At 40.2% G+C, this 25,107-nt stretch carries 15 protein-coding genes; all 15 read left to right on the plus strand.

The annotated features are described in order from the left end of the window. The first annotated feature begins 500 nt into the window (after nucleotides 1-500). The 15 genes from FKN05_RS09465 (at nucleotide 501) to FKN05_RS09535 (ending at nucleotide 25,095) form a co-directional block, all read left to right on the plus strand. Nucleotides 501-1,994 carry a sigma-54 interaction domain-containing protein gene (locus FKN05_RS09465; RefSeq protein WP_170887383.1) on the plus strand — a complete coding sequence of 498 codons (1,494 nt, stop codon included), beginning with the start codon at nucleotides 501-503 and terminating at the stop codon, nucleotides 1,992-1,994. Nucleotides 1,995-2,055: 61 nt separating this feature from the next. Further along, nucleotides 2,056-5,454, plus strand: a complete 3,399-nt coding sequence (locus FKN05_RS09470; protein WP_249339301.1) for a type I restriction endonuclease subunit R — start codon at nucleotides 2,056-2,058, stop codon at nucleotides 5,452-5,454. Between the two features lie 157 nt (nucleotides 5,455-5,611). After that, on the plus strand, nucleotides 5,612-7,213 hold the full coding sequence (locus FKN05_RS09475) for a type I restriction-modification system subunit M (RefSeq protein ID WP_170887384.1): 1,602 nt from the start codon (nucleotides 5,612-5,614) through the stop codon (nucleotides 7,211-7,213). Next, entirely contained in the window at nucleotides 7,210-8,400 is a 1,191-nt protein-coding gene (locus tag FKN05_RS09480) for a restriction endonuclease subunit S (protein WP_170887385.1), read from the plus strand. The genes FKN05_RS09475 and FKN05_RS09480 overlap by 4 nt, the downstream gene beginning before the upstream one ends. A 24-nt stretch (nucleotides 8,401-8,424) precedes the next feature. After that, nucleotides 8,425-10,068 carry a DUF3696 domain-containing protein gene (locus FKN05_RS16825; protein ID WP_170887386.1) on the plus strand — a complete coding sequence of 548 codons (1,644 nt, stop codon included), beginning with the start codon at nucleotides 8,425-8,427 and terminating at the stop codon, nucleotides 10,066-10,068. After that, nucleotides 10,068-10,967, plus strand: coding sequence for a hypothetical protein (locus FKN05_RS09490; protein WP_170887387.1), 900 nt, complete (start codon nucleotides 10,068-10,070; stop codon nucleotides 10,965-10,967). The genes FKN05_RS16825 and FKN05_RS09490 overlap by 1 nt, the downstream gene beginning before the upstream one ends. Before the next feature lie 189 nt (nucleotides 10,968-11,156). Next, complete coding sequence (locus tag FKN05_RS09495) at nucleotides 11,157-12,248, plus strand: ComEC/Rec2 family competence protein (protein WP_170887388.1); 1,092 nt, start codon at nucleotides 11,157-11,159, stop codon at nucleotides 12,246-12,248. 1 nt (nucleotide 12,249) lies between these two features. Next, nucleotides 12,250-12,891, plus strand: a complete 642-nt coding sequence (locus FKN05_RS09500; protein WP_170887389.1) for a hypothetical protein — start codon at nucleotides 12,250-12,252, stop codon at nucleotides 12,889-12,891. A 42-nt stretch (nucleotides 12,892-12,933) separates the two neighbouring features. Further along, nucleotides 12,934-13,620, plus strand: a complete 687-nt coding sequence (locus FKN05_RS09505) for a vWA domain-containing protein (RefSeq protein ID WP_025788273.1) — start codon at nucleotides 12,934-12,936, stop codon at nucleotides 13,618-13,620. Beyond that, on the plus strand, nucleotides 13,620-14,321 hold the full coding sequence (locus FKN05_RS09510) for a PP2C family serine/threonine-protein phosphatase (RefSeq protein WP_170887390.1): 702 nt from the start codon (nucleotides 13,620-13,622) through the stop codon (nucleotides 14,319-14,321). The genes FKN05_RS09505 and FKN05_RS09510 overlap by 1 nt, the downstream gene beginning before the upstream one ends. Nucleotides 14,322-14,324: 3 nt before the next feature. Continuing rightward, nucleotides 14,325-15,752 carry a protein kinase domain-containing protein gene (locus tag FKN05_RS09515; protein WP_170887391.1) on the plus strand — a complete coding sequence of 476 codons (1,428 nt, stop codon included), beginning with the start codon at nucleotides 14,325-14,327 and terminating at the stop codon, nucleotides 15,750-15,752. 3 nt (nucleotides 15,753-15,755) lie between these two features. Continuing rightward, nucleotides 15,756-19,217 carry a DEAD/DEAH box helicase gene (locus FKN05_RS09520; RefSeq protein ID WP_170887392.1) on the plus strand — a complete coding sequence of 1,154 codons (3,462 nt, stop codon included), beginning with the start codon at nucleotides 15,756-15,758 and terminating at the stop codon, nucleotides 19,215-19,217. After that, nucleotides 19,201-20,694, plus strand: a complete 1,494-nt coding sequence (locus tag FKN05_RS09525; protein ID WP_170887393.1) for a HEPN domain-containing protein — start codon at nucleotides 19,201-19,203, stop codon at nucleotides 20,692-20,694. Before FKN05_RS09520 ends, FKN05_RS09525 begins: the two co-directional genes overlap by 17 nt. Then, complete coding sequence (locus FKN05_RS16830; RefSeq protein WP_212752269.1) at nucleotides 20,687-23,275, plus strand: AAA family ATPase; 2,589 nt, start codon at nucleotides 20,687-20,689, stop codon at nucleotides 23,273-23,275. Before FKN05_RS09525 ends, FKN05_RS16830 begins: the two co-directional genes overlap by 8 nt. After that, nucleotides 23,275-25,095: a hypothetical protein gene (locus tag FKN05_RS09535; RefSeq protein ID WP_212752270.1), complete on the plus strand. Its 1,821-nt coding sequence runs from the start codon at nucleotides 23,275-23,277 to the stop codon at nucleotides 25,093-25,095. The genes FKN05_RS16830 and FKN05_RS09535 overlap by 1 nt, the downstream gene beginning before the upstream one ends. Nucleotides 25,096-25,107 lie beyond the last annotated feature (12 nt).

The raw sequence follows: 25,107 nt of genomic DNA on the forward strand, positions 1-25,107 counted from the left end.
ATCGGATCTTGAATTTGATGTATATTTTCATTTTGAATTTTCTTCGCAAATAAAGACATTCGAAACTCAATCATTGGGCTTCAAATATTGGATGAACGGACGCTTACGTTGATATATTCCAGATATACTTTGTTATTATTTTCATGATGGTTATGCGCCACATTATGAATGTTAAGCCTAAGTGGGTATCTAAACAAGATGAATTTAAAGAAAAACTTACTGCGCAGAGACAATAAGCTATACCCAAACAACTTGGAGTTGCAGGTAGCTGGTAAGTGAGTGAACCCATGAGCATTGATAGGCGATGTGATTGGGATTTACCAACGTACCCCCCCTCGGTAGCTTCAAGTAGGAAGGGTATCAACTTACTTTTTTGCAACAGCTTGTATTAAATTTTAAAATTTTTAGGGTAATATCGTTCATTGTTTCATATACATGGTATTGTGTAGTGCACGGAATTTATGTTCGGTGAATCAATATGTTGAAATAGAAAGGTAAACATGAAAAGTCGACGTGTACTAGTTAGCTGGATTGGCGATACGGATTTGAAATCAACAGGTCATGACCCCCAAAAAAATGAACCGATTGGTCCAATTGCTTCTACATTGGAAACTGAAGCGTTTGACGCTGCTGAGTTTATTTATAATTACCCTGATGAGCGTGTATTGCCATATCTTGATTGGCTAAAGAGCCAAACAGATGTTCCTGTTAATGCCAAATTTGCCAACCTATCATCACCAATAAATTTCAGCGAAATTTATCTTCAAGCAAGTAAACACCTTTCTTCGTTTGATGTTAATAACGATCATTTGTCCATCCTACTCAGTCCTGGCACTCCTGCGATGCAGGCTGTTTGGATACTACTGGGCAAGACTCGTTATGCCTGTGACTTTTATCAGTCCTCCATTCAACAAGGCGTTCAAAAGATAGAGATTCCTTTTGAATTGTCGGCAGAATACATTCCCGCTGCGAAAACGCTAGCCAGCGATAAAATTGGACAATTAGCACAAGCGAGTACGCCAATAGATGCTGCATTCGACAATATCATTACTCGTAATCCTCGGATGATGAAGCTTAAAGCTCAGGCCCAGGTCATTGCTGAGCATGATGTGCCTGTGCTTATCTATGGTGAAACAGGAACCGGTAAGGAATTATTTGCCAGAGCTATCCATAACGCGAGTAATCGAGATAAACAACCATTCGTAGCCTTAAACTGCGGTGCTATTCCTTCTGAGTTGGTTGATTCGGTTCTATTTGGTCATAAAAAGGGCGCATTTACTGGGGCAACAGCAGATAAACCTGGCGTATTTGAACAGGCGAATGGTGGTTCTCTCTTTTTAGATGAATTCGGAGAGCTGGAAGCGAATGTTCAAGTTCGTCTATTACGAGTTCTACAGGAAGGTTCGTTTACTCCTGTCGGTGGAACCAAAGAGCATAAGGTTGATGTTCGGTTGATTACTGCGACTCACCGGAACTTAATGGAAGCCGTCTCCAATGGAACTTTCCGAGAAGATTTGTTTTATCGAATTGCAGTTGGAGTGTTGCATTTGCCACCGCTCAGAGAGCGCGAAGGCGATTTACTGCTTTTAGCTGACTCTCTACTTGAAGCATTAAGTTCGCAAGAATCAAGTTTAGAGCATAAAATAATTTCTCCTGATGCAAAAAATCTTATCCTAAAGCATTCATGGAAAGGGAATGTTCGTGAATTGCAATCAACTTTGTTACGAGCTCTACTTTGGTGTGAAGATAACACCATTACTTCAGATGATATTCGACAAGCATTATTCCAAATGCCAGAAAAAGACGCAGGTGTAATGCATAAGGATATATCTCAAGGTGTTGATATTAATGATGTTATTGGTGAGGTTGTATCTCAATATATTCGTCAGGCTCTTGAACATTGCAATGGAAACAAAACGAATGCGGCAAAACTTCTTGGCTTGAAAAGCTATCAAAATCTGAATAATTGGATGGAAAAATACGGTATTTCCTAATGAGGGAATAAACTTGGCACGGTCTTCGCTATAAGTCATATGTGCAATAGGGGAGACGAGCATGGACATAATAAATTTTATGAAATCTGTAAACTTTGAATTTTTGCGACCAGAAAATGAAGTGCTGGCTAATCTTGGCGGGTTGGCTGAGGCCGTACTACATATTGATCCTGGAAGTGCTTTGACTCGTCTGCGTAACTTTGCTGAAGAATTAACCAAATCCATTTATAAAGAAGAGTGCTTGCCAAGGCTACCAGAGGCTACTTTTTACGAGTTAACCAAAAGCCCGGTTTTTTCGGACTGCGTAACTAAATCGCTTACTTATCAAATCAACTTTTTACGTGTCCAAGGCAATGATACTGCTCATGGTGCTGAAGGCGAATTACGCAATGCATACATGGCTCTGGGTATCGCTCACCAACTTGCTATGTACATTGGCATCAAATATTACGGTAAGAAGAAAGAGCAGATCCCTGCTTTTACTGATATTCCAGATCCAACATCCATGCTAACTCAACTGAAGAAATCAGTCTCCAGTTATGAGAAAGAACTCAAAAAACAGCAAGATGAACTCAACAAAGTTATGGAGCAGTTGGAGCAGGAACGCACTCAACATAGTGATCAATTACCTGAGCCTAATGCTGCAGAACGACAACAGCGACAACAACAAAGTCAGCAAGTCGCGGATAGCCTTCAGTGGAATGAAGAGAAAACCCGTGAAATGTTGATTGATGCCATGATTCTACAGGCTGGTTGGGACATCCATAATAAAGATCAAGTCGGTCAAGAAGTGGAAGTCGATTTCCCTGACAATCCATCAGGAAAAGGTTATGTCGATTATGTATTGTGGGGAAGCAATGGTCATCCACTTGCGGTAATTGAAGCGAAAAAATCAAGTGAAGTCAGCTTGCAGGCTGGTCGTGAACAGGCTCGTTTATATGCGGATGCTTTTGAAAGAATGGGATATCAACGTCCGGTTATCTTCTATTCAAATGGCTATGAAACGTTTATCTGGGATGATCATCAATATAATGCTTACCGACCTGTCTACGGTTTTTATAGTCAAGACAGTTTGGACTATTTGATCTATCAGAGACATTACCGAACGGCTGAATTGGAAAAATTCAACCCGGATTTGAACATTGCTGATCGTCCTTATCAGATTGAAGCTATTAAAACAGTGGCTGAGCATTTTCAGAAACAGCGTCGTAAGGCACTGATTATCCAGGCCACTGGAACAGGCAAAACCCGTGTTGCGATTGCTTTAGCTGAATTACTGCTCCGTACCGGCTGGGCAAAACGCGTTTTGTTTTTGTGTGACCGCAAAGAATTACGAGTTCAGGCAGATGATGCATTTAAGCTTAACTTGCCATCTGAACCACGCTGCGTTGTCGGAAAAACCAATAAAATTGACCCAACAGCCAGAATTTATATCGCTACTTACCCAGGTATGATGAACCGATTTGCTCAGTTAGATGTCGGTTTCTTTGATTTGATTATTGCCGATGAATCTCACCGTAGTATTTATAATAAATATCGTGATTTATTTGATTACTTTGATGCGCTTCAGATGGGGTTAACGGCAACGCCAGTCAAATTTATCAGTCGTAATACCTTTGACATGTTTGATTGCGAAACAACGGATCCTACCTTTGAATTTGGATTAGATGCGGCGATCAACAATGAACCGCCATATCTAGTGCCTTTTCGCGTAAGAGACCTCACCACCGGATTTTTGCGTGATGGGATTCACTATAACGATTTAAGCGACAAACAAAAACGCCAGTTAGAAGACGAGCTTGGTGTTGAAGAGGCCCAGCAAACGACAGTTGCAGGCAAAGATATTGGTCGTAAGATTTTTAGTGAAAAAACCGATCGAATTATCCTTGAAAACTTGATGAATAACGGTATTAAGGATGAAACTGGCTCGTTGGTAGGTAAGTCGATCATTTTTGCTCAACGTCAGGAGCATGCTGAGCAACTGGAAAAATTATTCTGCAAACTGTATCCACAATATGGAACAAAAGTTTGTAAGGTGATTCACAACAAGGTTCCACATGTCGATAGCCTGATTAAGGAGTTTAAAAAGAGTCACAATGATTTTCGCATTGCGATTTCTGTCGATATGCTCGATACCGGTATTGATGTGCCTGAGGTTGTGAACTTGGTGTTCGCCAAACCGGTTAAATCATGGGTGAAATTTTGGCAGATGATTGGGCGTGGAACGCGTCTGTGTAAAGATCTGTTTGGTAAAGATAAACACAAAAAAGAGTTTTTGATTTTTGATCACTATGGCAACTTTGACTTCTTTGAAGAAGAGTACCAAGAGCCCGAAGATACTGGGAGTAAATCTCTTTTACAAACCACGTTTGAAGCTCGTTTAGAATTAGCTCAAGCCGCTTTAAAACACAATCATGCAGCAGGGTTTGATGCAGCCATTGAACTATTACGGCTGGATATTAATGATCTACCGGATACCAGTGTAGCGGTGAAAAGAGAATTGCGTATTGTGCATCAACTACAGCAAACGGATTTACTGCAGAAACTGGATGCGAAAACGCAACATGTGTTGGCAAACACCATTTCGCCGTTGATGTCAGCACGAGTACTGCGTGATAAACATGCGACACAGTTAGATAAACTGATGGCAAGTATTGAACGTTGTTTAGTCGAGCAAGCGAGTTGTTTCGACGACGGGAAAATACAATTGTTGGAAGAGATCGATAAGTTAGCGATCAATATTCAGGCTGTACGGCAGAAAGATGCAGTGATAGCTGACGTTCGCAGTGCGGATTTTTGGCAAAATCCAAGTATTGAAAAACTAGAAAATGCGCGCAAAGAACTGCGCGGTATTATGAAGTATCGTCAGAGCGTCGGTGGCGGAATGTATGCCACACCAACGACCAAAATTGGCGATAGCAATATCAAGGAAAAAGATCGAAAAGTGGTTATCCCTGGGGCGAATGAAGCAATGATTTATCGTCGTCGCCTTAAGGATATTCTTGACCAGATGATTGCGGCTAACCCAACGCTACAGAAAATTCGTAAAGGTGAGCCGATTGCTGAAGACGAACTCAAATCATTAACGTCGACCATTCTTACCTCACATCCTGGTGTGAGTCTGGATGTACTGAATGAATTTTATGGTCGAACAGCCGATCAGTTACATCTGACGGTACGAGAAATTATTGGGTTGGATGGGAAAGCAGTTGAAGAAGTTTTCAAAAACTTTTTACATGCGCATCCGGCATTAACCGCCAAGCAGGTTCGGTTTATGAATCAGCTGAAAAGTTATATTGCGCAGCATGGTTCGATCATTGTTGATAAGCTTTATGAAGCTCCATTTACCACCATCTCTTATGATGGGATTGATGGCGTGTTCCCTCAGGATGATATCAACGAACTTATCGCGGTGCTTAAACCCTTTATCCAGGATGATATTCAACCAACTGGTGTGTAATGTGACTAGTTACGTTGGCAGATTCAATGCTTCCGTATTTTACAATGAGTAACAGGGTATAATACCCCGCAGAGTGGCAAGTGATGATGGATGCATCCTTGCCAATTTATATTCAGAATTTAATTTACAAACAAAAATGTATAAAGCGAGATAACACATGCTAACAGGCAGAATCCGTAATGATATCGATAAACTCTGGGAACAATTCTGGACAGGCGGTATCACCAATCCACTCACTGTGATTGAGCAGATCAGCTATTTGATGTTTGCTCGAATGTTGGACATGCAGGAAGATGTTGCTGAGCGTAAAGCAAATCGTTCTGGTAAAGAGTTTGATCGTTTGTTTCCTAATACGCAAGAAGGGCAGTTGCTGCGTTGGAAGAACTTTAAGCATTTAAGCGGGAAAGCACTTCACTCGCACCTCAAGGACAAAGTCTTTCCTTTTTTTGCCGAAATTGGCCATGAGTTAGATAATGATGTTGACGATCAGAATGGTGACCATAAACGAGCATTAGGTAGTATCGGCGAGTATATGCAAGATGCCGATCTAGAGATCAAAAATGAAACGGTATTAGCAAGCGCAGTTGGAGCCGTGGATCGTTTGCCTCTTACTGAGAGCGATGTTAAAGGTGATATCTACGAATATCTGTTGAGTAAGCTAACCACTGCCGGTATCAACGGACAATTTCGTACCCCACGCCATATCATCGATACCATGGTTGAATTTATTGATCCACAACCAACGGATACCATTTGCGACCCGGCTTGTGGCACGGCGGGATTTTTAGCTCGCGCCATGGAATATCTAAATCGTCAGTATTCTAGTCCAGCAGGTATTTATGAAGATGAGGATGGCAATAAACAGTATTCCGGCGATTTGTTAGAACCTTACCGAGATCATATTAATCAGGATATGTTCTGGGGCTTTGATTTTGATACTACCATGCTGCGGGTAAGTAGTATGAACATGGCGCTTCATGGGGTGAATGGCGCGAATATTCATTATCAGGATACCTTGAGTAAGTCGATTAAAGAGAACTTTCCCCAGCAGGAAGAGAACTTCTTTAATGTGATTTTGGCGAATCCGCCATTTAAAGGCAGCTTGGATGAAACGAATACCAATCCAGATGTATTAGGAATGGTAAAAACCAAAAAGACGGAATTGCTGTTTGTGGCTCATATTTTGCGTGCACTTAAGCTAGGTGGACGTGCTGCGGTGATTGTGCCGGATGGTGTTTTATTTGGTTCCTCTAAAGCGCACCAGCAATTACGTCAGGAACTGCTGGAAAACAATCAGTTGGAAGGGATTGTTAGCCTGCCAAGTGGGGTCTTTAAACCTTACGCGGGAGTATCTACCGCAATATTGCTCTTTACCAAGGGTGGTAAAACAGATCGCGTCTGGTTCTATGATCTGCAAGCCGATGGTTATTCATTAGATGATAAGCGCCAAGAGCTCAAAGGCGAGGGCAGTAATGATTTGCCAGATGCACTTGCTCAATGGAAGCAATATTGCCAATTGGTGCAACGTAATGCTTCTGTTGATGAAATTAACAAAGCCTTTGGTGATAAGACTCAAAAAGCATTTGTCGTGGATGCTGAGGATATAGCCAATAATAAGTTTGACCTTTCTATTAACCGCTATAAACAGGTGGTGTATAAGGAAGAGCAATATGACGAGCCAAAAGTAATATTAGGTAAGCTTAAAGCGTTAGAAAAAGAAATTCTGGCTGATTTAGATGAGTTGGAGGCGATGCTATGAGTTGGCCATTAGTAAAAATTGGTGACATAGTAACGAAAATTGAAACTTGGAATCCAGGAAAACATAAAGGTAATATTGTTTTTAGTTATATAGATCTTAGTTCAGTGGATAAGGATACAAAAAAGATTATATCGGAATCCATTACTCAAGTTGTCTCTGATAAAGCTCCAAGTAGAGCTAGGCAACTTGTTGAAGGTGGGGATGTATTAGTTGCTACAGTGCGTCCAAATTTGAATGGTGTTGCTATGGTTGAAGCGGAGTTTTCCGGTGCAACAGCATCAACAGGTTACTGCGTATTAAGATCCAATCATAACTTAGTCTATAATAGATATTTGTTTTACTGGGTTCAAACTTCATTTTTTGTAAATGAAATGATATCAAAAGCATCCGGAGCAAATTACCCAGCAGTTTCGGATAAAATTATTAAAGAAAGTGAAATACCACTCCCTCCTCTAGCCGAACAAAAACGCATTGCAGCGATTTTGGATAAAGCGGATGCCATTCGTCGTAAACGACAACAATCTATTGAGCTTGCCGATGAATTTTTGCATGCAGTGTTTTTGGATATGTTTGGTGATCCGGTGACAAATCCGAAGGGGTTGAAGGTTTCTGTCCTTAAAAATATTGCACATATCCGCTCAGGTGTTACTAAAGGAAAAAAAATTGATTTATCGACAGCGATAACTTTGCCGTATATGCGAGTTGCAAATGTACAAGATGGTTATCTTGCCTTAGATGATGTTCAAGAAATTGCTGTATCACCAGCAGATGCTCAGAAGTGTAAATTGGTCTCTGGTGATATTTTGTTAACAGAAGGTGGGGATCCTGACAAATTGGGGCGTGGACATGTTTGGAGGGATGAGATTCCTAACTGCATCCATCAGAACCATATTTTTTCAGTTCGCATAAAAGATTTAAATAAAGTTCGTCCTGAATTTTTGAGTGCTTTAATCGCATCACAGCGAGGAAAACAATATTTTTTAAAAGTTGGCAAGCAAACGACTGGTATTGCGACGATAAATAAAACTGTTTTGAGTGAATTTGAGCCTTTTATTCCACCTATTGAGTTGCAAGATCGATATTTAAATATTGTGAATGCTCAAAATTCATACAAGCGTAAAACGATGGGCGAAGAGAATGTTCTTTTTGCCGCATTAAGCCAAAAAGCATTCTCTGGTGAACTCTAAGTAAAATAGAAAGGACTCAACGCCGTGAAAATTACCAAAATATCTCTGACCAATTTTCGCTCTTTTAAAAGTACTCAGTCCATCGATTTTGCACCAGTGACACTGTTATTTGGACCAAATAGTGTTGGTAAAAGTTCGGTGTTGATGGCATTAGCTTATATTCAGCAGATCTTGAAAAATGGACATTGCGACCCACAAAAACTGGACGCACTTGGAGATAAATCCATTGGTGGTTTTCGAACACTCGTGCATGGTCAGGACTTAAAAAAATCAATAAAGATTCGCTTGGAATTTTCCCCAGATAGAACCCCGTTTGTCTACTATGGCTCTGATGTGGAGGAAATGGCTAATGAAATTCAAGGTGTTAGCTATCTGCTGATGGATGACTTTGGTGGCAGCATTGAATCTGGCGCGGTTGAATTCGACATCGCGTGGTCAGAGCGATTTAAACGAGCATACGTTAAACATTATCGAGTTTGGATTAATGGTATTTATGTCGGTTGTATCAGTTCAAAAGAAGATCTGAAAAACACGGCCATCAGTGAAATGAATACTCAACACCCATTATTGACTCCATTTAACCATGATGATTGGCTAGAGGAGCAATATGGTGAGGCAAGTGAGCGAGAGCCTCTTGATGAAGAGGCATTTCATAGCGAATTTGAAGCTGTATTAGATATTCTCAATCCCAATCCGGCAAGTACAGCCGAAGTGGCTGATACCGAAGGGGCTGGTATTTCATTTGTAAACCGAGTTGCACCAATCAGTTTAGGCTGTCGAAGCGGCGCTATTCCATATCTAGGCATGCCAGTGTTTACCAATTTGGATGGCCAGGAATTTGATGATTTAGATATTCATTTTAACTTTCTTGTCGTTCGTCAGGTCTTGAGTCAAGCATTTGTATTACCGCTTGATAAGTTGCTGGAATATTTGAACGCCAATGCTCAGATTGGCCCTTTGCGTCTGGTTCCCGACAATGATTATGTTCCCAATCCTCACCCAGAACAAAAAGATTGGGTTGATGGTTCCGCAGCCTGGGATTTGTTGTATAAAGACCCGAAAAGCAATGATGCAATTAAGAAATTGATTAAAAACACCAGTGAATGGTTTGCATCGAGTGATAAGCTTGATGCTGGTTATGAAATTATTAACAAATCCATTGCTGAAATCTCCAACCTTTCTGGTGTGCCTGATGAATTGGGTTTGTTAAGCAAACGCCATGTGTTTTTTAAAGAGTTACGCTCAAATATTATGTTGTCTGCCAATCAATTGGGAACGGGGATTTCACAGGTTTTACCTCTGATTGTTGCAGCAAATTATGATGATGTTGGTTTGATAAGCATTGAACAACCGGAATTACATATTCATCCTCGCTTTCAGGTAGAGCTAGCTGATGTCTTTCTCAGAACCAAAGATAAACACTCGTTTCTGATTGAGACGCATAGCGAACACTTAATTCTCAGGTTGCTCAAAAGAATCAGACAAACAACGGATGATGAATTGCCAGATGGCTATCCTTCAATTAAACAAGAGGATGTCGCAATTGTTTATTTAGAGCCGACTAATGATGGTGTTGTCACAAAACGTATCCGTATTGATGAAGATGGTGAGTTTGTCGACCGCTGGCCGCAAGGGTTCTTTGTTGAACGTTCTGAGGAGCTGTTCTAATGCATAGTTTATTTGCCATAGAGCCGGAGGCGATTGATAACTGGGCCGATTTTCGCTATACGGTCGAGAAATTTGGTTATAGCAACGGTCTTTTGATCGCCCGTTATCCTAAAAGATGGTTTGCCTTAGTTATGGAAGCCTGCAGAAAGAATGGGGTGGGTGATATTCAACTCAAACGGATCGAAGAAAAGCTCAGTCAGATAAAACAGGATCGGGTTTATAAATTTAGTCAACCTTATGATCGTGAGATCGACTGGATTCATAACACGACCTCCGATGCAATTTGTTCACAACTGGATGCGATATTAACCAAAGTTGATTTTGATAACGCTAAAGTACATCCACTTAATCAAGTCGATGAAAATTTGTTCCAAAATCGCCGTGATATAAACATTAAAAGAACAGCAAATTGTTTGGCAGAATCAGCAAAGTTCGTTATCAGCGATAGCAGTAAGTTCACTTTAGTCGATCCTTATTTTCAATCAAAGAATAGATGTCTAAAGGTTCTGGTTGCTCTTCTAACTGTGTGCGTCAATATGGATCGAAAGAACTGTGATTTTGTTATTCACACGGCTTACAGTAAATATCCCATTTCTGCTGAACAGTTCAAGAATGAATGTACAGCGATGTTAGCTCCGTTTTCCAATGATAAGACTACTATGCGAGTTGTTCGTTGGTCTGACGATTATCTAGATTTTGATTTTCATGCTCGCTATCTTATTTCTGAAAAAGCAGGTTTACGCATCGATCGTGGATTTGTTGAACCGGAGGATGTGGCTCAAAGAGAGAATATGACGGATCTAACGTGCATGGATGAGAATAGGAAAAATCAAATCCTAGCACAATTTTCTGATTATGAAGTCAACCCAAAAGTGATTGATCATTTTCAATTGCTATAGAGTTTATTAGCGAAAGGTATAGGAAGTTATTGTTGGCATAATAATTTTTATCTAATGGTAATATATTTTATCTTTTTATCCCTAATCTCTGAGCGTAAAATAGCCAACATATTGATTTATATGTTTTTTATGGGTTGGCACAAACCTTGATATATAACCTGTAACATTAGCAAAAAGAGGAAAAATGTTATGGGTTATGAAATTGATTTTTTAGGTGTTGGTGAAGAATCTAAGAGTGGCGATGCGATTGCTTTGCGTTATGGCAATCTGTACGGCACTCGTGAAGAGCAAACCGTTGTTGTGATTGATGGTGGGTTCAAAGATACAGGTGCAAGCCTCGTTGAACATATCAAAAATCATTACGGTACATCTGAGGTTGATTTAGTTATCAACACTCATCCAGATCTAGACCATATCAACGGTCTGGAAACAGTACTCAATGAACTGGATGTCAAAGAACTCTGGATTCATAAACCGTGGGAACATAACCAAGGTTTGGCTGATAAGTTTAAAGATGGACGAGTCACGGACAACAGTATTGGGGCGCGCCTCAAGGAGAACTTAGAAAAAGCTTGGTCGTTAGTTAAATTGGCTGAAGCAAAAGGTATCAAAGTTCAAGAACCATTTACTGGTTTAGCGGACGCCGGTGGTGGTATTAAAATTCTCGGACCTTCAGTTGAGTTTTATGAATCGCTTATTCCGGACTTTGAAGGCATGCCAGAAAAAGCCTCTCTATCAAATAGGCTGGAAAGTGCATTTAATAAAGCAGCTTCTGCAATTCGTCGTTTCTTTGTCTCCTGGGGAGAAGATAAAATTGATGATAGTGGAGAAACCTCTCCTAGAAACAATTCGAGTGTCATTACCCAACTATTGGTGGATGAACGGCGCTCACTATTCACGGGAGATGCTGGTATTAAGGCCCTTGAATACGCAGCCGACCAATTAGAACAAAGTGGTCAAACTGCAGACTTACGATTTATACAAATTCCTCACCATGGTAGCAAACGAAATATTGGGAAAACGGTACTTAATCGTTTAGTCGGGGAGCCTGTTGCACAAGGAGAATCCCGCGGGATTACGGCGATAGCTTCCACAGCGAAATGGGCAGAGCCAAAACATCCAAGAAAAGCGGTGATGAATGCTTTTACTCACCGAGGTGTTAAAGTTCTCGCAACCAGAGGGACAGGGATCCACCATTACCACAATGCCCCAAACCGAGCCGGCTGGAATAGTTTAGATCCAGAACCTTACTACTATGAATATGAAGATGAGGTGGCATAAGATGGCTGGTTTATCTCTAAAGGCGAAAAATATCGCACCACTTTCTGTGTTGGTGGTTATTCAACTTGTTGCTATTGCTATGGTTAACCGTCATACCTTCGATACCAGTCTGCTGGATATTCTAAAGGATACTGGGGGAGCAATGCTGGTAATTAGCGTATTAGCAGGGTGGCTTAGCCACCTTATGCCGGCAGACTTAAAAAATGCACTGGTGTTTCTTCGCTGGCGAAATGTGTTACCAGGTCATCGATTTATTCAGCTTGCCGAAAAGGATACTCGTATTGATATCGATTTGTTTAAGACGAGAGTGGTTGATTATGAATCTCTTAAATCTGACAACAAAAGCCAAAATAGTTACTGGTATCGGGAATTTTATCGACCGGTAACAAATCAGGATGAAGTAGCAACAACGCATAAATCGTATTTGCTTTACCGGGATGCAGCAGCGGTTTCCTTGATTAGTGCGGTTATCTTGGTGTTGACGAAATTGTTGGTAGACATACAGATGGCACAAATTGGTTTTGATTCCGTTTGGGTATTTGGTATTGCCATTATCGGTTTTATCGTCGCGGCGAGAAATGCAGGGCAGAGAATGGTTACCACAGCAATTGCTGTGAGCTTAACTACGATAGTTACAGAATAAATAACGTATATTAGCGGTTATTAAATAAAAGAGAATATAACAATGTCAGATCTTAAGAAATTTCAGGTTCAGAGTGCACGGCCATTACCAATTATTGTTATGGCTGATACCAGCGGCAGTATGTCAGTTGACGGGAAAGTTGAGGCATTAAACAAAGCGCTTAAAGACATGATTAGTGCCTTTGCAAGTGAAAGTCGCTTGAGAGCCGAACTGCAAGTGAGTGTGGTGACTTTTGGTGGTATCGCGGAAGTTCACTTGCCATTAACACCAGCTTATCAAATTGAAGCCATTAAACCATTGCCGGCTAGTGGTGGAACGCCATTAGGTGAAGCTTGTAAGTTGGTTGCTAATTTGATTGAAGATAAAGAGCAAATTCCATCTCGCGCATACAAGCCAGTTATTGTATTGGTATCAGATGGTCATCCGACTGATGATTTTTCTGGGGCTTTTCAGTCTCTTTTACATGGTGAACGTTCTGCCAAGGCGACTCGCTTTGCTATGGGGATTGGGGCTGATGCAGATTTATCTCTTTTGGGGGATTTTGCTAATGATTTGGAAGCGCCTGTATTTAAGGCTGAAAATGCACGTGATATTCATCGTTTCTTCAAAGCTGTAACGATGAGTGTGACGACTCGTAGTCGTTCGACTACGCCAAATCAGTCAGCACCTTTATCTCTTCCTTCTGCAGATAGTGCAGAGGATGATGAATATGAAGAGTTAGATTTCTAATGAAATTGTTAGCTACGGCAACTTCAGTGGTGGGACCCGCTCATTTGCAAGACAATATTCCTAATCAGGATGCCGTGTTAGTCCATGGCATTAATAAGGGAATGTGTATTTCCGTTTGTGATGGTTTAGGTAGTCGAAAACTGAGTCATAAAGGTTCCAAACAGGCTACAAAGGTCGTTCGTTCAGTTCTTCGAGAAATGGGGGATGTTGCGAATCTATCACCATTAAGTATCAGTCAGCAGGCTCAAAAGCGATGGCTGGAAATTTATAATAATGAATATTTGCAGTATGAAACGACCTGTCTTTGGGCCTGGAGTAATAATAAAGGGCAAATCAAAGCCGCTCAGGTAGGCGATGGACTGTTGTTGGTTAGAAGTCATGGGCAATTTTCTGCAGTTACGCCACAACGAGATGGTTTTGGCAATCAAACTCAAACACTATCCCGGGCGAAGGACTGTGATTGGTCAACAATTGAATGTTCTTTGACATTACCTGGTGACGGTGTCTTGTTAATGTCGGATGGAGTTTCCGATGATCTGATTCCTGAACACCTAGAAGCTTTTTTCGATGTAATTTATAAGCAGTTGAAACGGACTAATAAGCGGCGTTGTAAACGATGGTTAACAAAAGAATTGAATGAATGGACGACCCCAAGACATGGGGATGATAAGAGCATAGCTGCTATATTCAGGATTGACTGATTTATGAGTAAAAATAAAACGAAAAAATTACCTATTTTGGAAGACGTTCGCGGTGCTAAGTATCCACTAAAAAATCAGTTGGCAAGTGGTGGTCAAGGGGTCGTGTACACAACTGAGTTACCCCAAGTTTTGATTAAAGGTTTTACGAATAAGGATGAAACAGCTAAAAAGCGTTGGCATTCCCATATTGAATGGCTTATTCGTCAGGATATTGCTGACCTGAAATTAGCTCGACCACTGGTGTTATTAAAAGAACCTCGCATGGGTTATGTGATGGAACTGATGGATGGTTTAGTGCCTCTGAAGTCATTGTTAGATAGCTTTATAGAAGCAACAGACAGTATATCGGAAGAGAATCAAACGGCACATATTCAGAACTATCTTGAACAAGGTGGTTTGCGCAGACGAATCCGTATTTTATGCCAACTCGCACGCACTCTTAATCAATTGCATAGCCGAGGAATGCTATATGGTGATATTTCACCCGATAACATCTTTGTATCGGATGACCCAAATTATTCAGAAACTTGGCTGATTGACTGCGATAACATTAGTTTTGAATCTCACTCTGGTTTAACTGTACATACTCCAGATTATGGTGCGCCAGAAGTTGTTCGTGGTGAAGCTATGTTGTCTAGTTTGACCGACTGTTGGAGCTTTGCAGTAATTGCTTATCAATTGTTGACCCATAACCACCCACTGAAAGGTGATTTGGTGAATGATGGAGAACCAGAGATCGAAGACGAAGCATTACGTGGCGAACATCCGTGGATAAACGACCCGGATGATCCTGATAATGAATGTTGGGCTAATTTACCGATTCAATTGATTGAAGAAAGTAAGTTACCCCATCTATTTCAACAGACTTTTGGACCTGGAAAAAATATGCCATTAGAACGCCCAAGTATGGCTGAATGGTTAGAAGCACTTACTGAAGTTGAGGAGCATCTATTTGTTTGCCACAATTGCGGCGGTCACAGTTTATTACCGTTAGATAATTCTGATCTTGATGATATTAGTTGTTTCTTCTGTGATTTTGCGGTTGATGAACAGTTAGTTCAGTTTGAGGAATTTATATTTTTATCAGATAAAGAAAAACAGGAAAAATATCCTGAATTGGATGGCAATCAAGTCGTTACAGGCAGAAGAGTTTGTCTGCAACCTGGCGATAAAAAAGAGCTGAAGCGATTATTACCATCGTTTAGCTACGATAAAACCCCTAGTGATCATATTCAACTTGAGTATTCCGATTCCTATTTAATGGTTATTCCCGTAGAGCCTCTGCATATTTCTCGTGGAAATGAACATATTCAGGAATTTAGCAAAAAAATTCGTTTGAAAGCTGATAATCGCGGGAAAAGTAACGAACCCTACTGTATTCATTTGGGTAATCCGCAAGATACACACATTTTTTGGCAATTTAGGTGGTAAGTCATGAAGTTAAGAGAATTTCCTTACTTTGCTAATGATGTGATTAATTTAACATCAGAAGAAAATATATCTCGGTTACGAGTGAATCAGCGAGTACAACTTTTTGAATACGATGATCACTGGTTACTGCAACAGTCAGAAGAGAGGATTTCAGTATTTTGTTCTAAAATCGATCGCCCACATTTGACCAGCTTAACGAGAAGAGATCAAACTCGTTGGATGCTTGCAAATCTGAATGTACAGAACAATACATTGCAACTTCAATATATGGCACCGGTTGAGATCAATTTACTAGATTTGACACTTGGTGTTGACGGTTTGATTTCAGATGATTTGTTTACAAAAAATGAAATTAGTGAAAACAGTATTGAAGCAGCATGCCAATGGTTAGCAGAGCACTTTATCCTTTCGACGACAAATACTTCAGATTTAGCTAACCCGGATATTTCGGAAGAACATTGGTTATCAATATCTCGATTTAGTAATTCTAATCGTGGGAACGGTTTTCAAATATTAGGTAAAGGTTGGCGTGCTGATGTGGAAGAGCAGCGTGATGACCGCTATTTGATTAAGCGTATAACACGCCATGCTCGTCGTGATAGTGGATTTTCATTATTGAACGGTGAATTTTCCTTTACAGATGTAAGCACCGCAACGGCATTAAATAATGCATCACACAGAGCTATGTTGGATGCTGCATTACGTGATAATGGAAGTTATTTAGAATTGTGGAATCTCTACAATGATAAAGAATGGGAAATTGCTTTAAAAAAAGCAGAGACACTTAAAGCATTACGTTTTACTCATTCTGAGTCATTTGAAGATACTAGAACAAACCGCTGGAATATTTGGCCAAAATCAGCTGAAGCATATAAGGAGTTCCAGGCAAACTGGAAATCGCTAGAGTTGGATAAAACAGCGCAAGTTGATTTATCAGAACAAGCCCCTGATTGGGCTGAAGAACTCAGTACTGATAGTGCATCTGGAGAACAACGTCAAAATCCTCGTGGTGAAATTCGCTTTGAAGAAGATCATATTGTCTTTACACCATCCTCAGAACGAAGAGACGCTGTTCCTCGATTTTCCAAACAGGATGGAGAAAATAGCAAAGGTGGCTGGTTGTATTTGTCACTAGCAGGGCAACGTACTGCTGGGAAACGTCGTTTGAGTGCTAGGCAGGTTATTGACTCTGGAAAACGAATGCCCCAATTAAAATGGTTGTTGGAAGGTGTTTCAGTCCCAATGGATAGACATCGAAAACTCAAAGGATTAACGCCATACGCTAAAGATACTTTTAAGGGCGGAAAGCCAACAGATAAACAGTTGTTGGCATTGGAAACAGCATTAAATACTCCTGATCTGGCTATAATCATCGGCCCTCCTGGTACGGGAAAAACTCAGGTAATAGCCGCATTACAGCGTCGACTAGCAGAAGAATTTGAAGAGCAGAATATCAGTGGTCAAGTGTTGGTAAGTAGTTTTCAACATGATGCTGTTGATAATGCACTTGATCGAAGTCAGGTTTTCAATTTACCAGCAACTCGAGTAGGTGGAAAAAAACAAAATGCTGATGAAGAAGGAAACTTTAGTCGTTGGGTTGATGCTCAGTCAAATTATCTGAAAGAACAAATTGACCAACAATATAAGAAAATCCCATTTCTAAAAAAATTAGATGAAGTTTCTCTGTCGATGACTTTGTTGCGTGTCAGTCAGGTTTCTCCGGCTCAGTATATTGAGCGCCTTCGGCAGTTGTATCGTCAGTTAGATGATTTACAACAACTCAATATGCGAATACCTATGCGTTTGATAAGCGAATTGGAAGATTATATTGCTGAGCAGGAGCAAGAAACTGCTGTATGTGAACATAGTGGCGGTAATGAAACTCTTTTGCGTAGTATTCGCGGTTTACGAGTGACAGAGTTAAGTTTTGCAGATGACGGGTGTGCAAGAGCAGTAGATTTGTTACGTGAATTAAAACGACAGTTGCATCGCTTTTCCAAAGAAAGTAAAGAATTACTGCAACAAGCCTCAGATACGACGCAGCCTGATAATCAGTTATTGCAGTTATTGAATAATCTCAAAAACCAATTACTTGACCAGTATTTACCTGATTATCGACCTCCAGAACTGAAACAGGTTCTTGATAAGACGGGAAGTGATTTGCTAGATCGACTTGAGTTATCTCTTGACCAGTATATGCATCAGCATAAACAGGGAGTTGCCTGGGCTCTTCAAGAGCTTGTTGATAACATCGAAACTGATCGATTATCTGCATTAAACACGACCGAAGAGTATGCCATGGTTGTAGGCGCAACCTGTCAGCAATCTGCAGGTAAGAAAATGGCAAATCTAAAGGCTATAGTTGATCTTGATAGTTCTGAAATTGAATTTGATACCGTCATCATCGATGAAGCTGCACGGGCAAACCCACTTGATCTGTTTATTCCAATGTCGATGGCAAAACGTAGAGTTATATTAGTTGGTGATGACCGTCAGCTCCCCCATATGCTTGAACCTGATATAGAAGAGCAACTTCAAGAAGAACATTTATTGACAGAACAACAATTGGCAGCTTTTAAATCTAGTTTGTTTGAACGCCTACGGCTGCAGCTCGATAAGTTAAGTGATTATTCTCGAGTTGTAATGCTTGATACCCAGTTCCGTATGCATCCTATTCTTGGTGATTTTGTGAGTCAGCAATTCTATGAATCAATTGGTTTGGATAAAGTAAAAGCTGGCAGACATGCCGATGATTTCACTTTTTCTTCCGAATTAATTGATGCTCTTGAATATGAGGGAAAGTTTTATAAGGACAAAGTTTGTCAGTGGATCAATGTTCCTTTATCTGATGGAAAAACCAATAAACGTGGGACTAGCCGTATTCGCGATGCAGAGGCTGAACGAATTGCAACAGAAGTACAGCATCTGTTTTCGGCTGCAGGAAATAGTTTATCGATTGGTGTTATTACTTTCTATGCAGCACAACGAGACCTTATCATGGAAAAATTGGCTACCAAACAGGTAAACGGTATTCCACTTATGGTTAAACGTGAAGGACAATATGAACCACATGATGAGTTTAAGTGGGCAGTAAAAAGGAAAAAAGATGGAACAATAGACAAAGAAGAGGGTTTGCGAGTTGGATCTGTAGATGCCTTTCAGGGGAAAGAGTTCGATGTGGTGTTATTGTCTTGTGTAAGAACGTGGCAAAAGCCGGCACTAGATTCGGTGAAGACAGAAAATGATGAGAAATCTTCTGATGAGAGGTTCGAAAGCAAACTTAATCGTATGTTTGGATTTTTACGTTTGCCTAATCGTATGAACGTAGCAATGAGTCGTCAGCGTCAGATGTTAATTTGCGTTGGAGATCCAGAATTAGTAACCAATGAATGTGCACAGGAAGGTGTTCCGGCCTTGAACGCATTTTATGAACTATGTGGAGGTCAGCATGGCTGCATTCGTTGATACTATGACTTACCTTAAATACGTTAATAAACCTTCAGGTAAAGCCAGAGCTATTCTTTGGCCAGTGCTTGTTCATCAAGTTCTGTATCCAGAAGTTCAACAGCCTAAAATGAACTTGTTTCAAAAAGTCGTGATGCGTTTAATTCGAGCTAATACTTTTGATGCAGGTGATATCGCTGAATTAACAGGTTTTCATATCAATTTGGTTAAGCTTATTCAGGCGCAATTATTAAGTAGAGGATGGATTGATGATAAAGCGATCGAATTGACCGAGTCTGGACTTAAAGCGATTGGTGAAGAAGACGATCAAAGTGAACAATTAGCTAGTGGGTATCTTTTCCAGGATGCCGTCTCAGGTAAGTTTTGGCCTAGAATTGATAATCGCCTCGCAATAATAGAACCGGATAATCCAAGTGACAAATTCCCTAAATTTTCATTAAGTCGTAAAACAGGGAAAGTATTGGAGCCATTCAAACCGTCATTTAAACCTGTCAATCATGCCACACCAAAGACACAAGATACCATGCGGGCATGGCAAGATTATCGTAGTGATTATCGTATAGCTCGACAGCTATATACACCTGATAAGTTACCAAAACAGATAAAACTTTCAGGTTTGACTTATCAATCAGAGCAACCGGAATCTGCTTGGATATTTGTATGGATTACGGCAAGTCATAATAGCAGACTTTGGAGTATTAAGGATCCTTTTGATATTCGTGATGAAGCCTGGTGGTTGACTGGAAACTTGCCTGAACTATTAGAAAATGACAAAAATCTATCTCGAAGTTTGAGTGGATTAATTGAACAGCCAGAGCCTGAAAATCAGACAGTGTCAGAGTGGTTGATAAGTTTGCGGGACCAAGCATCCTTACAAGTAATGATGGACTATCCATGGGTACAAAAGGAGCCTGATATTGCAGATGCATTATCGGTTGTACTTACTCGTCAGGAAATGTTGGAAAATGGGCAAAATCATAAAAATGACCTGGAAGCAGCCATTACAGAATGTCAAAAGCTGTTAGAAGTGTTGATGCAATGGCTGATTAAATCCTTTCAAGGAGCAGTTGAACAATTGCCTAAGTCAAAACAAAATGACACAAATTTAAACCGTAGTTTATTAACTAACCTAAATCTTCCTGCATTTACTGAAGATGTTATAGCAACCCTGTCTAGGCAGAAGCTACAAATGGTTATTCGTGCTTTCAAAAATCCAACAAGTTCCTTAAAAGCTTTAGTTTTTGCAGCCGCGCTTGGGACGATAGGTACCGATGTACATCCGCTGAAAGTACTTAACAGTGAACAATTGGATTTACAAAAATTATTAGCGTTAGCTGACTTACGCAATCAAACCAGCCACGGGAATAGCCGTTATACGGGGAAACAGTACACTGAAATAACGGTTGAAGTGGTTCAGGAAAATATCGAATTCGCATTACAATTTACAGAACAATTTAAGGAATGGATCCGTGGCTAGAAATAAAAAAAATAGCGGAAATCAACCCCAGAACAACGTAGCAATAACCCAAAAGTCGAATGATAAAATCCAGTTGGAAAAACAGATACCAATGTGGACAGCATCTTTTGAAAATGCTAGTAAAGTCTTTGATTGTGTGGGTAAAAAAATGAATATATTGGTTGATGAACATTATTTGAAGAGTCTCATTAACGCACTCCCTAATGAAAAAACAAGCCAGTTCAGAGGTTGGGTTCAACAGTTTGCCGATGTTTGCAAAGAAATTAATAAATATAAACTCGGTCTGGATGAAGAATATAAAGCTCGTTGGGATACCAATAATCAAAAAGGCTTAGAATTAGAAGCATTAGAAGAAAAACTTCATACAGAACAAGATGATCTATGTATCCGAACTGAAAGTTTAGGAAAACAAAGTAATGAATTGGATCTTCTGCAAACAAAGTTGGCAAAACAACAAAGTGAACAGACATCTCGTGAACGCGAACTGAATTCTCGTGAGCTAAATGCTAACCAAGGTTTTGAACGACAAAATCGTGAATCGTTAGAGCAGTTGAAGTTAGAACAAGAAAAAGAAATAACAGGTTATAAATCAAAAATCTCCGAGTTAAGCAAGCAGAAATCTGAGATTGAGCATGCAATTGAAGCAGCTAAGCTAACTCTGTCGGATACTGAGCAGCAACGTAAAGCTGAGTTGGATAATAAAGAAATTGAACTGATTGCGTTGCAATCTGCTCAGCAGGTTAAGGCATCAGAGCTGGATAAAGAGAAGGAACAGCTTAAGTTGGAACGGTCTGCTTTAGAAGATGAAAAAGCGGCTTATAAATCGACACTGGATTTAAAAATTCATTATCAGCAAGAAGCAATAGAACGTCAGCGTAAAGAGATTCAAGATGCTTTGGCTCTGGAGAGAAAACAGCTTGATGGTGAGTGGGATGATTTGCGTGAAGCTAAAGATAATCTTGATGCTATCGTTGATGAGAGGATGGATGAAGAACGTGAATCCCATCAAAAGGAAATTACTAAGCAGAAACAAAAAATAGATAACGCATGGAATAAAGTTGAGCAATTAAATGATAAGTTGGCGGATTTTGAAGAGTTACAAAATGCTTTGGGTGAACAGCCGATAAGAGAATTTATTGATCAATTGGATCAGCTTAAACAGAAGAACCGAGAATTAAAAAATAAGCTTTCTGATACTGATCATGGAGGTTTGGAAGAGCAAAATGAGAATTTACGTGCTCGTGTAGCCGAATTGGAAAAAGAACTAACTAAGATTCGCCCAGAATTTGAAAGGGTTCAGTCTGAAGTTGCACAAAAGAGAATAGCGGCTACACAGTTGCAGGCTATTCAGCAGGAAAAAAGGATACTTGAACAGCACAAAAACACATTAAGTGTGCATATTGACGATTTGGAAAGTCGTATCGAAAAGCTTACAGATGCGCATAAAACTCAGACTCCTTTCCCTGCTATGTCAAATATGGACAGCAACAAGAGTTTTCAATCGACAATGGTACTCGAAGATGTGCCTGATCTCAGTATCTTTGCATCAGAGCTTCAGCAGCGAATTGCTCAGGCAGAGCGCGTAAAACTATATTACCGATTAGAAGATATCCGAGTATTACTGAGTGGTCTAGCAATGAGTCAGTTGCACGTTTTTCAGGGGATCAGTGGTACAGGTAAAACCAGTTTGGCTAAAGCGTTTGCTAAAGCGATGGGTGGTTTCTGTACGGATATCGCCGTTCAGGCAGGCTGGCGTGATAGAGATGATCTTCTTGGTCACTATAATTCTTTCGAGCGTAAGTTTTACGAAAAAGACTGTTTGCAAGCACTTTACCAGGCTCAAACTCCTCGCTGGAATGACACCTGTAACGTTATTTTGTTGGATGAAATGAACTTATCTCGGCCTGAACAGTACTTTTCGGAATTCCTTTCTGCATTAGAGAAAAACGACCGTCAGGACCGCCTGATAAGCCTCTCAGAAACTGCTCTCCCAAATGCACCTAGAGGCTTAAAAGATGGTCGGCAAATCTTAGTACCACAGAATGTTTGGTTTATCGGGACATCAAACCATGATGAAACGACGAATGAATTAGCAGACAAAACTTATGACCGTGCACACGTGATGACGTTACCGAAGCAGGATATCCAATTCAATATCGAAAAGTTTGATAAGGCTAATTATTCATTTAAGTCGCTCCAGAAAGCATTTCATCAAGCAAGTCAGAAGCACAGAAAGGAAGTGGAAAATTTGCTTTTGAAGCTGTCTGATCATGATATTACCACTCAATTGACTGAGACTTTTGAGCTTGGATGGGGTAACCGATTTGAACGTCAGGCGAAACGTTTTATTCCCGTAATGCTAGCTTGTGGTGGAACTGAAGGAGAAGCTTTAGATCATTTGTTATCCAGCCGTGTTATGCGTAGTGGCAAGGTTACTGGACGTTATGATATTAACGCTGATGATGTCGGCAAATTGACCGATGCTTTGGAAGATTTTTGGATTAGTCATAATCTATCCGGTGATCCTCGCAAATCTTTAGAATTATTAAATACAGACCGCCAACGTAAGGAGCGTTTGTAATGTGGTTTGACAGGTTGAGTCAAAAAAAGTTACCTGATTTACCACCAACTATTGAGCCATGTCGTTATCAATGGCTAGGTAAAAATGATGAGTGTCTCAATAGGCATGCAAAAATACATTATGAACACTTACTGGTTGATGATGGTTATGTACGTTGTCAGCTAAATTCGGGAAACTATTCTTTTATACAGGCAGATAAAGGACTTAAACCTTCAATTGCTCTATTTAATAATGCAATCACAACTATCAGTAAACAATTGGAGAGTAATGCTGATAGGTTGGTATCACCTATGTTACCAGCTGCTATTGTTAATTCAGAAAGCCATTTACTACCTGTGGAAGTTGTGTTGTTGGAAGTTCTTAATAAGGGGCATTTGCACCATATTTCGCAGCGTCCAAGACTCGATATTCGTTACGATGAAGAAGTGACAGATGCGGCTCGGGCGAAACGACTGTCAAAAGGAGCATTAGTTCATTTGGCTTCCCACTCTGAATACTGGCAGCGACAGACACTTAGTGGCGTAGTTCCCAAGAAGGTATTGGCTCGGTTTAGTGACGACGAATACAATATTTACGAAAATTGTGTCTTTGCGAGGCTTTTAGATAAATTCGAATATCATCTTCAGAGGCGTTTATCCACACTCACAACTTTATTGCTGACGATAGATCAGGCAATGAAGTTTTATCAGTCTCAATATATTGATTTTCGTTTATCTAAAAACGTATGTGAGCTCTGGGGAAGGACTTTTGATGAAAAAACGACAGCCCAGGCGAGCGAGTTACTGAGTGAAACGATAGACAAACTTCAGCATCTGAATCACTCTGTTCAAAGCCTTAAACAAACTGGTTTGTACTCTCGAATTGACAGAAATAAGCAATTAAGTGGAGCACTACACCGAACAAATATCCTTAGTCATGACCCGCATTATCGGCATTTGGCGATTTTGTGGGAACAGTTAGAGGTAACGATATCGAGAACAAAGAATAGCCCTGATGAGCAATTTTGGCTGAATCAGGAATTGTCTTATTCATATTCTCAATATGTAGGCCTCGTACTAACACATGCTTTACATCCGTATTTGAATGGGCGAAGTGAAGGAGAGTGGGCGGGAAGAAAACTAAGGCTTCAGCGATGTGGTTTCGAATGGCAATTAGTGCTTGTTAGAGATGGGGTTTCTAGAAGCAATGATATATTGCTAACAGTTGTACCTTGGTTTAGTCATGTGCCCTTAGCTGAGAATTGTCAGCATCTCAGTAAGAACCATGTTATCGCTTGGCCAAATATCGGCAATCAGAACCATCAAGATATGAATGCGGATAAATTCATTACGATCACACCGTCAGATATGTACTGTGTTGAACGGTTGGGACTTATAATTGATAGGGTGCTGTATAAGGATGTTTTAATGTCGTACGGAAAACCTATAGTGAAAGTCCCTATGAAGCCTTTAGAGTACGTTCAGAATATAAAAAATATTTCTGTTGACTCCCAGCAATACACTTTTCGATTATTTGGTGAAATAAACCATAAAGAGTTAAAACAGTTGAAAGACTTATTAGTCCAATCTAATGCTCGAGAACAGGTTGCGGCCCTAGAAATACGTCAAAAGGAAATCGAGTCTTTGATTGTTTGCCCTATTTGTTCATCAAAGACTGATTTTTTGTCTCAACCTTCAGGGTTTAAGCAAACTTGTAGTTGCGGCTTTACACGGTACTTGAAAGATTTAAACGAAGGCAATTTTAATTTTGAACAATTCTATAAGAGCAGCGACTTTTTACTTATCGGACGAAGAAGTTTTTCTGTTGATTTTGACGAGTAATCAAGAGCAAGC

This window comes from Vibrio sp. 1-1(7), assembly GCF_013048485.1.
In the GTDB taxonomy this organism is placed as follows: Bacteria; Pseudomonadota; Gammaproteobacteria; order Enterobacterales; family Vibrionaceae; genus Vibrio; species Vibrio fujianensis.

Coding starts and splice junctions, on each gene's coding strand:
- FKN05_RS09465 (WP_170887383.1), top strand. CDS start 501: ATGAAAAGTCGACGTGTACTAGTTAGCTGGATTGGCGATACGGATTTG.
- FKN05_RS09470 (WP_249339301.1), top strand. CDS start 2,056: ATGGACATAATAAATTTTATGAAATCTGTAAACTTTGAATTTTTGCGA.
- FKN05_RS09475 (WP_170887384.1), top strand. CDS start 5,612: ATGCTAACAGGCAGAATCCGTAATGATATCGATAAACTCTGGGAACAA.
- FKN05_RS09480 (WP_170887385.1), top strand. CDS start 7,210: ATGAGTTGGCCATTAGTAAAAATTGGTGACATAGTAACGAAAATTGAA.
- FKN05_RS09490 (WP_170887387.1), top strand. CDS start 10,068: ATGCATAGTTTATTTGCCATAGAGCCGGAGGCGATTGATAACTGGGCC.
- FKN05_RS09495 (WP_170887388.1), top strand. CDS start 11,157: ATGGGTTATGAAATTGATTTTTTAGGTGTTGGTGAAGAATCTAAGAGT.
- FKN05_RS09500 (WP_170887389.1), top strand. CDS start 12,250: ATGGCTGGTTTATCTCTAAAGGCGAAAAATATCGCACCACTTTCTGTG.
- FKN05_RS09505 (WP_025788273.1), top strand. CDS start 12,934: ATGTCAGATCTTAAGAAATTTCAGGTTCAGAGTGCACGGCCATTACCA.
- FKN05_RS09510 (WP_170887390.1), top strand. CDS start 13,620: ATGAAATTGTTAGCTACGGCAACTTCAGTGGTGGGACCCGCTCATTTG.
- FKN05_RS09515 (WP_170887391.1), top strand. CDS start 14,325: ATGAGTAAAAATAAAACGAAAAAATTACCTATTTTGGAAGACGTTCGC.
- FKN05_RS09520 (WP_170887392.1), top strand. CDS start 15,756: ATGAAGTTAAGAGAATTTCCTTACTTTGCTAATGATGTGATTAATTTA.
- FKN05_RS09525 (WP_170887393.1), top strand. CDS start 19,201: ATGGCTGCATTCGTTGATACTATGACTTACCTTAAATACGTTAATAAA.
- FKN05_RS09535 (WP_212752270.1), top strand. CDS start 23,275: ATGTGGTTTGACAGGTTGAGTCAAAAAAAGTTACCTGATTTACCACCA.